15 protein-coding genes are annotated in these 12,469 nt (G+C 56.6%); 9 read left to right on the top strand and 6 right to left on the bottom strand.

The window, feature by feature from the left end:
• Positions 1-16: 16 nt before the first annotated feature.
• Both VG146_03915 and VG146_03910 read right to left on the bottom strand, forming a co-directional pair.
• The gene (locus VG146_03915) at positions 17-412 is read right to left on the bottom strand and encodes a cupin domain-containing protein (protein HEV2391491.1); all 396 of its coding nucleotides are present in this window, start codon (positions 410-412) and stop codon (positions 17-19) included.
• A gap of 94 nt (positions 413-506) precedes the next feature.
• Positions 507-917 carry a DUF488 family protein gene (locus VG146_03910; GenBank protein ID HEV2391490.1) on the bottom strand — a complete coding sequence of 137 codons (411 nt, stop codon included), beginning with the start codon at positions 915-917 and terminating at the stop codon, positions 507-509.
• Positions 918-1,037: 120 nt separating this feature from the next.
• Here VG146_03910 and VG146_03905 point away from each other — a divergent pair, with 120 nt between their 5' ends.
• From VG146_03905 to VG146_03865, 9 genes are all read left to right on the top strand, one after another.
• Positions 1,038-1,736 carry a TetR/AcrR family transcriptional regulator gene (locus VG146_03905; GenBank protein ID HEV2391489.1) on the top strand — a complete coding sequence of 233 codons (699 nt, stop codon included), beginning with the start codon at positions 1,038-1,040 and terminating at the stop codon, positions 1,734-1,736.
• Positions 1,723-2,070 (top strand): cupin domain-containing protein, encoded by a 348-nt coding sequence (locus tag VG146_03900; protein HEV2391488.1) that lies wholly within the window; start codon positions 1,723-1,725, stop codon positions 2,068-2,070. Before VG146_03905 ends, VG146_03900 begins: the two co-directional genes overlap by 14 nt.
• Before the next feature lie 33 nt (positions 2,071-2,103).
• The gene (locus VG146_03895) at positions 2,104-2,724 is read left to right on the top strand and encodes a hypothetical protein (protein ID HEV2391487.1); all 621 of its coding nucleotides are present in this window, start codon (positions 2,104-2,106) and stop codon (positions 2,722-2,724) included.
• Between the two features lie 28 nt (positions 2,725-2,752).
• Positions 2,753-3,559, top strand: coding sequence for a methyltransferase domain-containing protein (locus tag VG146_03890; GenBank protein ID HEV2391486.1), 807 nt, complete (start codon positions 2,753-2,755; stop codon positions 3,557-3,559).
• A gap of 5 nt (positions 3,560-3,564) precedes the next feature.
• Positions 3,565-3,897: a DUF2024 family protein gene (locus VG146_03885; protein ID HEV2391485.1), complete on the top strand. Its 333-nt coding sequence runs from the start codon at positions 3,565-3,567 to the stop codon at positions 3,895-3,897.
• A 64-nt stretch (positions 3,898-3,961) separates the two neighbouring features.
• The gene (nirK, locus tag VG146_03880) at positions 3,962-5,512 is read left to right on the top strand and encodes a copper-containing nitrite reductase (GenBank protein ID HEV2391484.1); all 1,551 of its coding nucleotides are present in this window, start codon (positions 3,962-3,964) and stop codon (positions 5,510-5,512) included.
• A gap of 94 nt (positions 5,513-5,606) precedes the next feature.
• Positions 5,607-6,335, top strand: coding sequence for a formylglycine-generating enzyme family protein (locus VG146_03875; GenBank protein HEV2391483.1), 729 nt, complete (start codon positions 5,607-5,609; stop codon positions 6,333-6,335).
• Entirely contained in the window at positions 6,332-6,964 is a 633-nt protein-coding gene (locus VG146_03870; GenBank protein HEV2391482.1) for an SCO family protein, read from the top strand. Before VG146_03875 ends, VG146_03870 begins: the two co-directional genes overlap by 4 nt.
• A gap of 411 nt (positions 6,965-7,375) precedes the next feature.
• Positions 7,376-7,648, top strand: coding sequence for a hypothetical protein (locus VG146_03865; GenBank protein ID HEV2391481.1), 273 nt, complete (start codon positions 7,376-7,378; stop codon positions 7,646-7,648).
• Between the two features lie 490 nt (positions 7,649-8,138).
• On the opposite strand, the gene VG146_03860 is transcribed toward VG146_03865, so the two are convergent.
• The 4 genes from VG146_03860 to modB all read right to left on the bottom strand — a co-directional run bounded on the left by VG146_03860 (position 8,139) and on the right by modB (position 12,457).
• Complete coding sequence (locus VG146_03860) at positions 8,139-8,621, bottom strand: MogA/MoaB family molybdenum cofactor biosynthesis protein (GenBank protein ID HEV2391480.1); 483 nt, start codon at positions 8,619-8,621, stop codon at positions 8,139-8,141.
• 48 nt (positions 8,622-8,669) lie between these two features.
• A complete protein-coding gene (locus tag VG146_03855; GenBank protein ID HEV2391479.1) occupies positions 8,670-10,130 on the bottom strand; it encodes a hypothetical protein in 1,461 nt (486 codons plus the stop codon).
• Positions 10,131-10,710: 580 nt separating this feature from the next.
• Positions 10,711-11,787 carry a molybdenum ABC transporter ATP-binding protein gene (gene modC, locus VG146_03850; GenBank protein HEV2391478.1) on the bottom strand — a complete coding sequence of 359 codons (1,077 nt, stop codon included), beginning with the start codon at positions 11,785-11,787 and terminating at the stop codon, positions 10,711-10,713.
• 1 nt (position 11,788) lies between these two features.
• Entirely contained in the window at positions 11,789-12,457 is a 669-nt protein-coding gene (gene modB, locus VG146_03845) for a molybdate ABC transporter permease subunit (protein ID HEV2391477.1), read from the bottom strand.
• Between the last annotated feature and the right edge of the window lie 12 nt (positions 12,458-12,469).

The raw sequence follows: 12,469 nt of genomic DNA, 5'->3' as shown, positions 1-12,469 counted from the left end.
CGAAAATGATTTGAGTTCAGACTTGGGCAGCCAACGCGGTTTGAATTTGCGGCGCCGGATCAGGAATCCGGGCTGGCTTGGACAAGGTTAGCAACATGCAGAATTGCTCCATGGCTTTCACCGCGTGCGTGAGGTTGGGTGACATATACAACAGATCGCCGGTCTTCAGGGTTCGCGGCATACCCGACAGGAAAAATTCGCACGAGCCGGATAAAATCTGAATCACCGCATGTTGGGTGGAAGTATGTTCGGTCAGTTCCTGCCCCCCCCCCGCGAAACCGAAAAGCACCGTGCGCGAATTGGCGGTGCGCAGCAGGGTACGGCCGACAATGCCGTTGGGCGCGTATTGGGTTTCAGCGCGCAACGAGAGGATTTTCTCGCTGGCGGAATCAATGAGCGGTTGTTCCTTCATGCGCTTAACTTTGACCGCGAAAGGCAATTGACGCTTTGACCTGGGTCAAAGATTTTTCATTTCGCCCTGCGAATGATCAAGAATTTCGACCCAATTAGACGCAAGACCGCGGCGAAACCGGTTGCATTCGTCCACGCCCTGCCCTCTTTTTCCTCTCCCTGAGCCGCTCATCAAGATAAACCTTTAGCACGACTGCGTTGTTGTGTTCAATGTCATGCGCGCTGAACAGCAGCGTCACATCGCCATTTCCAGCCGCTTGAAGCAATGGCCGCCAGGTCTCAGGTTTGCCGTCCAACTCGGCCCGGTAGCGGCGCTGGAACTCTTCCCATTTAGCCGGATCATGATTGAACCAGCGGCGCAACGCATCGCCGGGCGCAACACCCTTGATCCAGCCCGTCATGTGCAGCGCAGCTTTCTTAATGCCCCGAGGCCAAAGGCGTTCGACTAGAAACCGAGGTTCGCCCGTTCTGCCGACTGGTTCATAAACTCGTTTGATTCGAATCATAGTCGTTCTTCCATTTCCCCGAGGTAATCTCACATATCGTGCAATTCCTTGACTTAAGTCAAGGAATACAGTCTGGTACGGCCATAGGATGTGAATGTGAATTCACTTTCACCATATAGGATGAACCGGCGTGCGAGGAATATCAAGACCGAGATTCGTCAGGAACAGATTGCCCGCGCGGCGCTGGTCCTGATCGCCCGGCGCGGTCTGAATCATCTCAATATCGCGGCTTTGGCCCGGGAAGTCGGCGTCGTGCCTTCGGCCATTTATCGTCATTACTCCGGCAAAGACGAAGTGCTGGAGTCGGTGCTCGACCTGATCTCCAAGATTCTGCTGGCCAATGTCGAAACAGTTTGCCGGGCGACCCCCGATGCGCTGGAGCGCCTTCATCTTCTCTTGATGCGGCACATCCAAGTGGTTCGCCACCATGCAGGCATTCCCCGGGTGATATTTTCCGAACAAATCTTCGCCGGTAGCTCCGCCCGGAGACGGCGGATTCATCAGGTCCTTGAGGCGTATCTGCAAAAAATCGCCGGCATCATCGCCGAAGGTCGGCGGCAAGGCCAAATCCGGGCCAACATTTCCCCGGACACGGCCGCGGTAATGTTTTTGGGCCTGGTCCAACCGGCCATCATCCTCTGGCTCATGAGCAACGGAGCCTTTGATGTCGTTCGGCACACCGAGCGGGCGTGGCATTTGTATCGCCAGATGCTGCGGAAGGACGAAAATCGGACGTGTTCCAGAGTTGGCTCTGGAACACGAAACAGGGAAGCCAAATTCAGCGCCACAAAGAAAGATCACAATTATGTCTCAGAATAAGAATTCAACGGAAGACAAGTTGGAGCCTGCCCGCGCGGTTAATGTCGCCGCGTTGGCGGATTACCAGAGCGGGGCGATTGTCAGCCGGGAAATTTTAAAAGGCGCCAACGGCAAGGTCATGGTGTTTGCCTTCGATCAAGGGGAAGGTTTGAGCGAGCACACTTCCCCGTTCAACGCCCTGGTCCAGATAGTCGAAGGCGAAGCGGAAATCACAATTTCCGGCCAGCCGCATCATGTCAAGGGCGGTGAATTGATCCTGATGCCCGCCCAGCAGCCCCACGCGCTCAAAGCACTCCAGCGCTTCAAGATGATCCTGACTATGACTCGTCCCTGAGCCGCAATTTTAACGCATAGAAAATCAAGATTTATGAAAATTCAAAATCAAGTCTCGAATTCATCCGGCATCCGTCATTCAGGCCAGAGCCGGGCGGCCGGCTCCGCCTTATGCTCTTGCGGCCAAGCCAGAGCGCGCCGGGAAAAAGCGCTCACCACTCGCGAGAATCAAAGCGATCAACCGCAGGAGTTCAAAATCCCGGAACCATTGAGGATTGACCAGAACGATCTGTGTGCCGCTCTTGAGCGCGCCATTCTTTCCGGCGGCAAGACTGCCAAGGCAGCCAGGAAACTTCTAAAAGTTCTGCAGCCGCACCTTTTGAAGGAAGAGGAAGACTTGCTCCAAATCTTGGGACTGTTGGTTCCGCTGGCGCAAGGCAAGATCACTGCCGAAATGAGGAGCGTTCCCCTGAAGGCCGAGCATTTGAAGTCCCGCATGTTCGAAATCATGAGGGAGCATATAGCCATCATCGAGGCATCGCGCAAAGTGGCGCATGCGGCAGGCGCGGAGGGAAAACTCAGACTAGTGGCATTCACCGAACATCTTATGCTGCGGGCGTGGACGGACGAGGTGGTGTTTTATCCCGCCGCAATCTTGATTGGCGAGTATCTGAAACTCCGATTCGAGCAACACGATCAGTCTCTTAAAACCTGATGTGAATAAAGAAAGATGACATGTGCAAATGACAGATAGAATGACCTTGCCGGGGTCCGAGTTGTCGGCCAGCAAAATGCCGGGACATTGGCTGCTCGCCCGGCTGGGCAAACGAGTGTTGCGGCCCGGAGGATTGAACCTGACGCGGCAGTTGCTGGAATCCCTGGCGATCCAGCCATCCGATGCGGTGGTGGAGTTTGCTCCCGGTTTGGGCGTGACGGCGCGGATGACCCTGAAACTGCATCCTGCCTCGTATACGGCTATCGAGGACGACGAGGCAGCCGCTGCCCGCGTCCGCCATCTGCTGGCCGGCAATCACCGGCAATGCCTCGTCGGCAATGCCGCAAAGGCGCCGCTACCAGACCAGTCGGCCACGGTCGTTTACGGGGAGGCGATGTTGACGATGCAAGGAACCGAGCAGAAACATCAGATCGTGCGGGAGGCGGCGAGGCTGTTGCAGCCGGGCGGCCGCTACGGTCTTCACGAATTGTGTCTCGCCCCGGACGATTTGGATGACAAAATCAAACGGGAAATCAAACACGCCCTTTCCCGGACGATCCATGTTGGAGCCAGGCCGCTGACTGCGAGGGAGTGGCGCGCAGTTTTGGAAGCCGAAGGGTTCAAAGTGCAATCTGAAGTCCAGCGCCCGATGCGGTTGTTGGAACCGGATCGGCTGATTCAGGATGAAGGATTCTGGGGCGCTTTGCGCTTTGTAAAAAATCTGCTCTGGGATAAAGAAGCCCGCCAGCGCGTCCTAGCCATGCGCCGGATTTTTGTGAAACACAGATCAAATATGGCGGCGATCATGCTGGTTGGAACCAAATTAGAAAGGTGAAAATTATGAAAGTTGCTGTTTATGACACCTACGTGGTGAAGAAGGATGGTAAAACGATGCACTTTGACGTCATCGTGCCCGAAGGCGAATCGCACGAACGAGTGCTCGCCTTCGGCCGCGAATACCTGAAGAGTGTTGGCCAGGAGGGCCAAACTCTGACCAACAGGGAATGCGAGTTCTGTCATATTGAATCAGCCTCGGCAGAAATAGAACGGACCATCAACCAGATATTCGAGGTTCCTGGTTCCCGGCATCCGAACGCATCGGCTTCGGCGGAGGCCGAGCAGGCCATCCACCAACGTGGCTATTACATCAAAGAAATGGAGGGGGGCCACTGAGAAGTCTGAATCCGCCCAACGCCGAACATCCAGCCAATGCTGCCATAAACTTTGACTTGTGAGGATGATGATTATTCGATTTGTTCCAATCCTGCGGAAGTCTGCCGCCGCCGCGCTTGTGGCAGGTTTGATGGCAGGCCAAGTGTCAGTCGGGCAGGACGAAACGGCTGCGCAGCCTAATGGCGCAAAAGTGATTGACCCTGGCGTCACCGGAGTTGAAACCGCGATCTTGGCGCAAGCGCCCAATGTTCCGCCGCCCATCAGGCGCAAACACCCCACCAAAGTAATCGTCAATCTGGAGGTCAGGGAGGTAACCAAGCGCCTGGCGGACGGTGTCCAGTATGTCTTCTGGACCTTTGGCGGCGATGTGCCGGGAAGTTTCATTCGCATCCGCGAAGGCGACCAGGTGGAGTTTCATTTGAACAATCATCAAGATAATAAAATGCCACACAGCATTGACCTGCACGCGGTCAGTGGACCGGGCGGGGGCGCGGCTTCATCGTTCACCGCGCCGGGGCATTCGTCTGTGTTCTCGTTCAAGGCCCTTCATTGCGGCCTTTTTGTTTATCACTGCGCGACCGCGCCAGTGGGCATGCACATCGGCAATGGCATGTATGGTTTGATTCTCGTTGAGCCGAAGGAAGGTTTGCCGCCGGTGGACCATGAGTATTACGTCATGCAGGGCGAGTTTTACGCCACCGGCCAGTTTGGCGAGGAAGGCTTGCAGGGCTTCGACATGGTTAAGGCGGTGGACGAGAAGCCGCCGTACGTGGTGTTCAACGGCGCGGTGGACTCGCTCGTCGGCGATCGGGCTTTAAAGGCGAAAGTCGGCGAAACCACCCGGCTATTCTTTGGCAACGGCGGGCCGAATCTTACTTCCTCGTTTCACATCATCGGTGGACAATTCGACACCCTCTACGAGGACGGCACGATGACTAACGTTTTGCATAACGTCCAAACCACGCCAGTGCCGCCCGGTTCGGCTGTCGTGGTGGATTTCAAGGCCCATGCGCCCGGCACGTATGTTCTGGTTGATCACGCGATCTTCCGCGCCTTCAACAAGGGAGCACTCGGCATGTTGAAAGTGGACGGACCGCAAAATCTGCTCGTCTATTCCGGCAAGGAGGTGGATGCCACTTATATCGGCAAGGCGGCCGAAGCTGGTTCGGAGGCTGAAAAGAGAGTCCTCGCATTGACAGCGGAAGTTGCGCAGCAGATTAAAGGCAATCCAAAGATCGCCGATTTGAACAAGCAGATTCAAATCCAAAAAGGTAAAGGGGTCTTTATGCAAACCTGTTTTGTCTGCCACCAGCCCAACGGCCAGGGGCTTCCAGGGCAGATTCCTCCGCTGGCGCTCTCGGACTTTCTTGCGACCAAAGACAAGGAGAATATCATTCGCGGTGTAATCTCGGGCCGCAGCGGTCCAATTGTCGTCAATGGCAAACCTTATAACGGAACGATGATACCGCTGCCTTACCTTACGGACGAACAAATCGCGAATGTGTTGACCTATGTGGGCAATAGCTGGGGAAATTCCAACGCCGCCGTGACCATCCAGGAAGTCGCCAAGGTCCGGCACGAAGCTCCTCCGGCCCAGGCCAACCCTTATGAATAGATACGCACACAAGTCAGTGAAAAAAACCGCTTTCAAGGCCTGGAATCGAATTTGGGTTGTGGCGCTCTTTGCGCTTCTCGGCGCAGTTGTTCCAATGCTTGGACAAACTCCGCCGACCGGCATGGCTTTGGTTCCAACCGGAATGTATCATCCGCTTTTTCGCTCGGAATCAGATCCCAAAGGGGTTCGGGTTAAATCGTTTTACCTCGATATTCTGCCCGTCACAAACGGCGACTTTTTGGCATTCGTCCGGGCCAATCATCGCTGGCAACGCTCGCGGGTGAAAAAGATTTTCGCCGACGAATTCTATCTCAAGAATTGGGCCGGCGATCTCGACCCCGGTTCCAACGCGCCCGCCAGTGTCCCGGTGACAGACGTTTCCTGGTTTGCCGCCAAAGCTTACGCGCAATGGAAAGGCAAACGGTTGCCAACCGTCACCGAATGGGAGTACGCCGCGTCGGCCAGTTCGACGCAAGCCAACGGCGAGCAGGACCCGGAGTTCAAACGCCAAGTGCTGAAATGGTACTGCACTCCCGCGACGGCGAAACTTTCACCTGTGGGTTTGGACCAGACGAATTTCTGGGGAATTCACGATTTGCACGAACTGGTTTGGGAATGGGTGGCCGATTTCAACTCGGCCCTGCTCGCCGGCGGCGCACAGGGCGACACCGGACTGGATCGCCAACTGTTTTGTGGTGGTGGCGCTCAAGGAGCGGCGGACGTTCAAGATTATCCGGCCTTCATGCGCTACGCATTCCGTAGCAGCCTCAAAGCGGGCTATTGCGTCCACAATCTCGGCTTCCGTTGCGCGAAAGATTTATGAAACCCAACCCAAAAACAGTATTCGTCAGCCTTGCAATCCTCACGCTGGGGAGTTGTGTGACACAATCGTCCCCAGTCGCCGCGCAGCCTTCTTGCTGCGTCAAGGCAGAGGCGTCGGCAGCATTTACTGACAAATCCGTTTTCCAGACGGAATCTACATGGACGACTGACCAGGGGAAACATATCAAGTTGAGCGCGCTCGCCGGACGGCCCCAAGTCATGGCGATGTTTTTCGCGAATTGCCAGTTTGCCTGTCCGATTATCGTGAATGACATGAAACGCATCGAAGCGGCCTTGCCGGCCCAATTGCAGGGCAGCGTCGGCTTCACGCTCGTTTCGTTTGATTGCGAGCGCGACACTCCAGCGGCGCTGGCCGAATACCGGCGGACGCGGGATTTGCCACTCAAAAGCTGGACACTGATGCTGGGTCCTCCGGACGACGTGCTGGAGCTGGCCGCTTTACTCGGCGTCAAATTTAAAGAGAGCGCCGCAGGGCAATTCGCCCACTCGAACATCATCACAATTCTGAACGCAAAAGGCGAGATTGTCCACCAACAGGTCGGTTTGAACCAGGACACCCAGGAAACCGTCCGTCTCCTTGGAGAGTTGGTCAAAACGAACCGAAATTAAAACCATTGATCGGGATGAACTGGCTGGCGACACCCCTGGCAGCCGGCAGGCTCATCGCGATTTAGCCTCGGGGTTTCGCCTCACCAATTTTTGAGCATTGAATGACAAAATAGATGTAGGCGTGTTCAGCCAAGCATCCGAGGATGAGTCAATGCATCGTAATGCGATACACATGACATGTTGGCGCGCCAGGGTGGATGGCGCCGGTTCCACGTCTTTTGCCACGGAAGCGGGTAAATCTTCCAATTCCTTGACTTGGCTCAAAGAACTCCAGCCGCTCTCGACCTAACATCGCGCTTATGAAGATGATGTTTTTTCCATCTATTTCGCTGGCGGCGGCAGGATTGGCGCTTCTTTCGGGTTGCAAACCGTCAGCCGACACGCAGGCGCCCGGATTTTGATCGTCCTGATGTGCTGAAGGCTTACGCCGCCCGCTATGAAGCAAACGAGAAAGACCGGAGCTTCGCCACAGGCAACGCCGACCAGATCAGTTGCGTCGCTGGATTGACAGGCTTATATTACGCGCAGGAAAACGGCCTGATTGCGCACGATTTTCGCACGGCGCTTATCGGTCCGGACGGACGCCTCGTGCAGTTGTGGAAGAGCAATGACTGGACCCCTTACGAGGTAGAACGAATGGTGCGTGAAGCGCTGGCAGCATCCAAAGTTGTCGCCTCGCAATGAATGAGATGAACCCTTGCGCTTAACCTAATGCAACCTTGAAACGCGGCCGTTAGCTCGGCGTTTAGACTGCCCGGCTTTTCCCCTGTCGCCCCCGAAAACCGCGCAGACAAAACGCCTTGCATGGGAACATTTACACGGTTCTGCACTCAACGCCCTCCCTCAGCCACGCTTCACTTCGCCTGCCGCCATAACCCCTCGGCTCGCTCCGTTCCGCTCCGGCTTCGGGCCAGGCGTTCAGTGCATGGGAACGGTCACATATCGAATTGCTGGAACCAGGGATGCTTTAGTTTTTCTTAGAGGCGGATACTTTATCTTAGCGAATTTTCGAAATACCAGAAAGTAAAAGTGGTTCTTCCTGGCGTGGAGTTGTTTTAGCATTCGGCTGACACCAGGCTTGTTGCGCCGAACCACAACAAATAAATCCTCGATCAGAAATCCGACAGTAGCCAACTCGTTTATGATCTCCACATGCGTCTTCTCAAATTATTCCTTAGCAACTGGTCGGCACTTCCTGAAGCACCTCAACACAATGCGGGATCGCCTTGGCAACAAACCCCAGGCACTCGACTGCCCCACTCGGTTTTCCAGGCAGGCAAATGACCAACGCCTTTTCCACCACAGCGGCCAAATTGCGCGACAGAATGGCGTTGGGCGTGATCTTGAGGGATTCCATCCGCATGGCCTCGCCGAACCCGGGCAGCTCGCGCGCTGCAATTTCGCGCAGCGCCTCGGGAGTCACGTCCCGAAGCGCAACGCCCGTGCCGCCGGTGGTCAGGATGAGGTGGCAACCCTTGGCGATTTGTTCGCGAACAGCCCGTTGAATTTCGCGCTTTTCATCCGCCACGAGCGAGTCCGCCACCACCTTCCATCCGAGCCCCTCGGCCGCTTCCTTTAATGCAGGTCCACCCAAGTCGTCATAAAGCCCCTTCGATGCTCGGTCCGAAATCGTGATAATGCCGGCCAAAATCTGCATGGTTTATTCCTTTCTGGCGCGCGGAAGTTTCTTTTCTAAAGGCGGCGATCAAGGTTGCAAGCCCTGGGAACCGTCCTCGTCAATAGCCTCGCGCAGATACTTAAGATAAAAACGCGACACCGGGCGCAACCCCCATTTCCGAGTGGAGTTGAGCAAAGCCCCGATCAAAGCTGCGTACTCGGCCTCGCTTAATGGATAACAGCCCAGCAACAGCGCCGAGACCTGCCACAAAAAATCGTGAGCCAGCCCGAGGCTTCGCCCGTCTGGCCGCCGCCGCAAGGATGCATAGACCTCCTCCATCTCCTGGTCTGTCCGGTCGCCCAGAACGTCGCACAGAGCCAGCACACGCTCCTCGATGAACCAGAAATGCGCTGTGTAGGCCTCCGGATAATGATCCATATCCGGTGGTGGCTGGCGGTTGCCTCGAAACAGCTCCCTGATTGCAGGCGCGCGCCAGACAACCATTTTTTCGCCATCCGAAACCCGGACCTCGTGCTTATCGGAAATGCGTAAGCCACGCCGGCCTTCGTCTTCGAAGACCGCTGTCAGGAGTTCTGAATTCAATCCATGCTCTCGAACCAACTCAGCCAGTGAAGCAGTCAACGCGAGATTTGACGGACTCGTATCCGGTCCCGACTGGGCGGCTGCTCTCGCAACAGCCGGGGTTTCAGAAGCGGCTTTGCTTCCCAGCAACCGCTGTGCAGCCTCTCGGATTATTTCCTCTTCCTCTCCGGTCTGGGCCAACACCCCGCCAATGAAGAGGTCTTCCTTAAGGCCAGAGCCTTCCTGGTCAACCGTCAGGAACCGCTCTCGAAAATCCTGGCTTGCCTCCCGGAGCCCATCAACCAGGGCTAACGCGATCCCCTCGTTGAGTTCCTCCCTTTCGGTCTTGCGCCCTTCCAGCAAATGCCGCACCAACTGCCGGGCATGCAGCGCGCTCGACTCAGCGTCTCGAGCTTCGACCGCGAAGCGCCAGAGGTGATACCGCGCCTCAATATCTCCCGGATCAAGCCGTAACCCCTTCTCGTACCATTCCGCAGCTTGGGCCTTCTGCCCGCACCCCCGCATCAGGTTGCCCAGGCGCGTGTGAAGGAAAGCATCATAGGGCGACTGCCTCAGGAGCTTTAGCAGGTGTTCCTGGCCCATCGCCGGCGACTGTACAAGCGTCCCATCGAATAAATGACAGCGGCCGGCCTGAATCCCCTCAACCCTGCCGCTCAGGTTCGTCCGCAACAGCAGCGTTGCCAGCTTCAGCCAGTTATCTATCTCCCACGGCCCAGCCGCGCCGCATTTATGACAACGAAAATAATTCCCAAAGCCGTACCATGTCTTTGCCGACGCTCCCTTCCCCTCGATATCGGCAAAGATCGTCCCGACATCATACACCCCGCGCTCGCCGCATTGACCGCAAATGAGCCTTAATTCTTGTGAACAGCGAGGGACCTCATCCAACGTGCCGTGGATGATGGGCCGCTCGGTATTCAACAGGTCACCATCCGGAGTAGCCATCAAGATTTTCCGCTATTATAGGCTGCCGCCAGAGGCTTCGCAACGTCATCCTTGCAGCCTTGCAACATCGCCAACATCGTTCTCTTGAATCTGTCTCCCTCGACTGGCGCGATGCCGGCGCGTCCTTTTGGAGTGCGGCGGCAAGCGAAGCGCGACGCCGCTTTGGACGCCGCCGCGCAATTCATTTCCGCTCCTCACGGCCTCGATCTCCGCTTCCACCTCGAGCGCGCGTTCCAGGCATTGGTGTCTTGCAGATACCTCAGAACAAACCGCTGCAACTCGGGCGTGCTCGCGGTTAATACTACCCGCGAACCTCCTTCGCCCCGGGGCTGATCGGACACCAAAATGTGCCGAATTTCTCGAGGCATCTGGTTGAGCAGTTTCGTCAGCCAGTCGTAATTCAAGTCCGCTGTCTCCATGCCGGCCGGCCTCTGGGCGACTTTGACAACTGATGGACCGGCACAGAGTCACATTGCTCACACGCCAGGATGCAGTCTCCGTCAATATTATCCTGGCGAGGTTTGGCGAGGATTTGGCTTGAGGACCCGGCGAAACGCCGGGAGTCCGGGGCATTCCGGTGCTATCGGGGAATCAAATGAATATGGGGCGCTTTCACCAGGGCCATGACGGCCTCGCCGGGCTTCAACGCCATTTCTTCGCAAGCTTGCTTGGTCAGCATCGCTGTGAGTCTAAACCCGCAGTCCAGTTCTACCCGCATATGCGCGCCTTCGTGGGCAAGAGATTGTATGGTTGCGCCCAAACGATTGCGCGCGCTGCTTGGGCTGTTGCCCCCTTTCACCAGAACCACATCCTCGGCACGGATGCAGACATAAACTTCAACTATGTTCGCCGGCAGCGTTCGCTCTGTCGAGTTCAGCAAAACCGGACCGACGGCCACTGTCACCAGTTCGTCCCCCGTTTTAACGATGCGCCCCTGTTGGATGGTTTCCACTGTGAGCAGGCCCGCGACGGCAAGGCTGGCCGGACGGCTTAACACTTCCCGCACAGGGCCGGTTTGTGCCACCTTGCCGTTAACTAAAACGACCATTTCATCGGCCAACGCCAGCAGTTCGTGGCGGTCGTGCGTCACGTAAAGCATCGGGATGCCGAACTCGTCGCGGATGCGACCCAGGTAGGGAATGATCCGCATTTTCAAACCGAGATCGAGGCTGGCCAGCGGTTCGTCCAGCAGCAGCAACCGCGGCGACGCCAGCAACGCGCGCGCCAAGGCCACACGCTGTTTCTCGCCCCCGGAAAGTTCCCTGACACCGCGTTGGACAAGAGGCTGAATGTCCAGAACCTCAAGCACGTGCTCAAAGGAGAATAGACGGCTGCCTTCAGCGCTGGGCTTGGAGCCATAGAGTAGATTTTGCCGAACAGAAAGGTGCGGGAACAGCGCCAGGTCTTGAGGGACATAGCCCATGCCACGGCGGCGTGTCGGCACCGAGATGCCCCGCGAGGTATCCAGGAGCACCCGGTTGTCGAGTTGAATGAGCGCAGAGCGGGCCGGGCGCAGGCCAGCCACCAGGTCGAGCAACGAGGTCTTGCCTGAGCCCGAGGGGCCAAAAATGACAGTCATACGACCCTTCAGTTCGGCATCCACTTCCAGCAAGAATGGCGTGAGCGGCAGGGAAACGTTTTTGAGCAGCAGGCCCATGTCAGCGCTTTTTTCTTCGTATGAGCCATTCGCTTGCCCACACCGCTGTAAACGCCAGCCCAACCGAGACGCCGAGCAAACGAAAGGCATTGGCGTCATGGCCCAGTTGCACGGATTTAAAAATGGCCAGCGAAAGCGTGGAAGTGCGGCCAGGGATATTGCCTGCAACCATGATTGTAGCGCCGAACTCGCCCAGAGCCCGCGCAAATGCCAGCAGCATTCCCCCTGCAATCCCGCGCGCTGCCAGCGGCAAAGTAATCGTGCAGAATACCCGAATGTTTCCAGCCCCAAGGGTGCGGGCTATCTCTTCCAGCCGTGGATTGACCTCCTCGAAAGCGGTCCGCGCCAACAGCACCAACAAGGGGAATGACATGACGCATAAAGCCACCAGCACCGCTCGCCAGGTAAAGACGATATCAAAGTCAAAATGAGTGTGCAAAAAACCACCAACCGGCCCGCGGCGCCCAAGGAATTTCAGCAGAATGAGCCCTGTGGCCACCGGCGGCATGACCAGCGGGAGGGATATAATGGTCTCGACGAGGGATTTACCCGGCCATTGCCGGCGCGCGAGCAGCCAGCTTATGCCCAACCCAAAGGGGAGGATCAGCACTGTGCTGAGAATGGAAACCCAAATGGTGAACCACACAAGCTGCCATTCGCCAGTTTCCATTGGATGGGGATA

It is taken from the genome of Verrucomicrobiia bacterium (assembly GCA_035946615.1).
Taxonomy (GTDB): domain Bacteria; phylum Verrucomicrobiota; class Verrucomicrobiia; order Limisphaerales; family UBA8199; genus DASYZB01.
The sequence above is the reverse complement of the archived record's forward strand: the minus strand, read 5'-3'. Positions and strand labels throughout refer to the sequence as shown.

Coding starts and splice junctions, on each gene's coding strand:
- VG146_03890 (HEV2391486.1), top strand. CDS start 2,753: ATGACAGATAGAATGACCTTGCCGGGGTCCGAGTTGTCGGCCAGCAAA.
- modB (HEV2391477.1), bottom strand. CDS start 12,457: ATGGAAACTGGCGAATGGCAGCTTGTGTGGTTCACCATTTGGGTTTCC.
- VG146_03915 (HEV2391491.1), bottom strand. CDS start 412: ATGAAGGAACAACCGCTCATTGATTCCGCCAGCGAGAAAATCCTCTCG.
- VG146_03860 (HEV2391480.1), bottom strand. CDS start 8,621: ATGCAGATTTTGGCCGGCATTATCACGATTTCGGACCGAGCATCGAAG.
- VG146_03895 (HEV2391487.1), top strand. CDS start 2,104: ATGAAAATTCAAAATCAAGTCTCGAATTCATCCGGCATCCGTCATTCA.
- modC (HEV2391478.1), bottom strand. CDS start 11,787: ATGGGCCTGCTGCTCAAAAACGTTTCCCTGCCGCTCACGCCATTCTTG.
- VG146_03885 (HEV2391485.1), top strand. CDS start 3,565: ATGAAAGTTGCTGTTTATGACACCTACGTGGTGAAGAAGGATGGTAAA.
- VG146_03905 (HEV2391489.1), top strand. CDS start 1,038: ATGAACCGGCGTGCGAGGAATATCAAGACCGAGATTCGTCAGGAACAG.
- VG146_03855 (HEV2391479.1), bottom strand. CDS start 10,130: ATGGCTACTCCGGATGGTGACCTGTTGAATACCGAGCGGCCCATCATC.
- VG146_03910 (HEV2391490.1), bottom strand. CDS start 917: ATGATTCGAATCAAACGAGTTTATGAACCAGTCGGCAGAACGGGCGAA.
- VG146_03900 (HEV2391488.1), top strand. CDS start 1,723: ATGTCTCAGAATAAGAATTCAACGGAAGACAAGTTGGAGCCTGCCCGC.
- nirK (HEV2391484.1), top strand. CDS start 3,962: ATGATGATTATTCGATTTGTTCCAATCCTGCGGAAGTCTGCCGCCGCC.
- VG146_03870 (HEV2391482.1), top strand. CDS start 6,332: ATGAAACCCAACCCAAAAACAGTATTCGTCAGCCTTGCAATCCTCACG.
- VG146_03875 (HEV2391483.1), top strand. CDS start 5,607: ATGCTTGGACAAACTCCGCCGACCGGCATGGCTTTGGTTCCAACCGGA.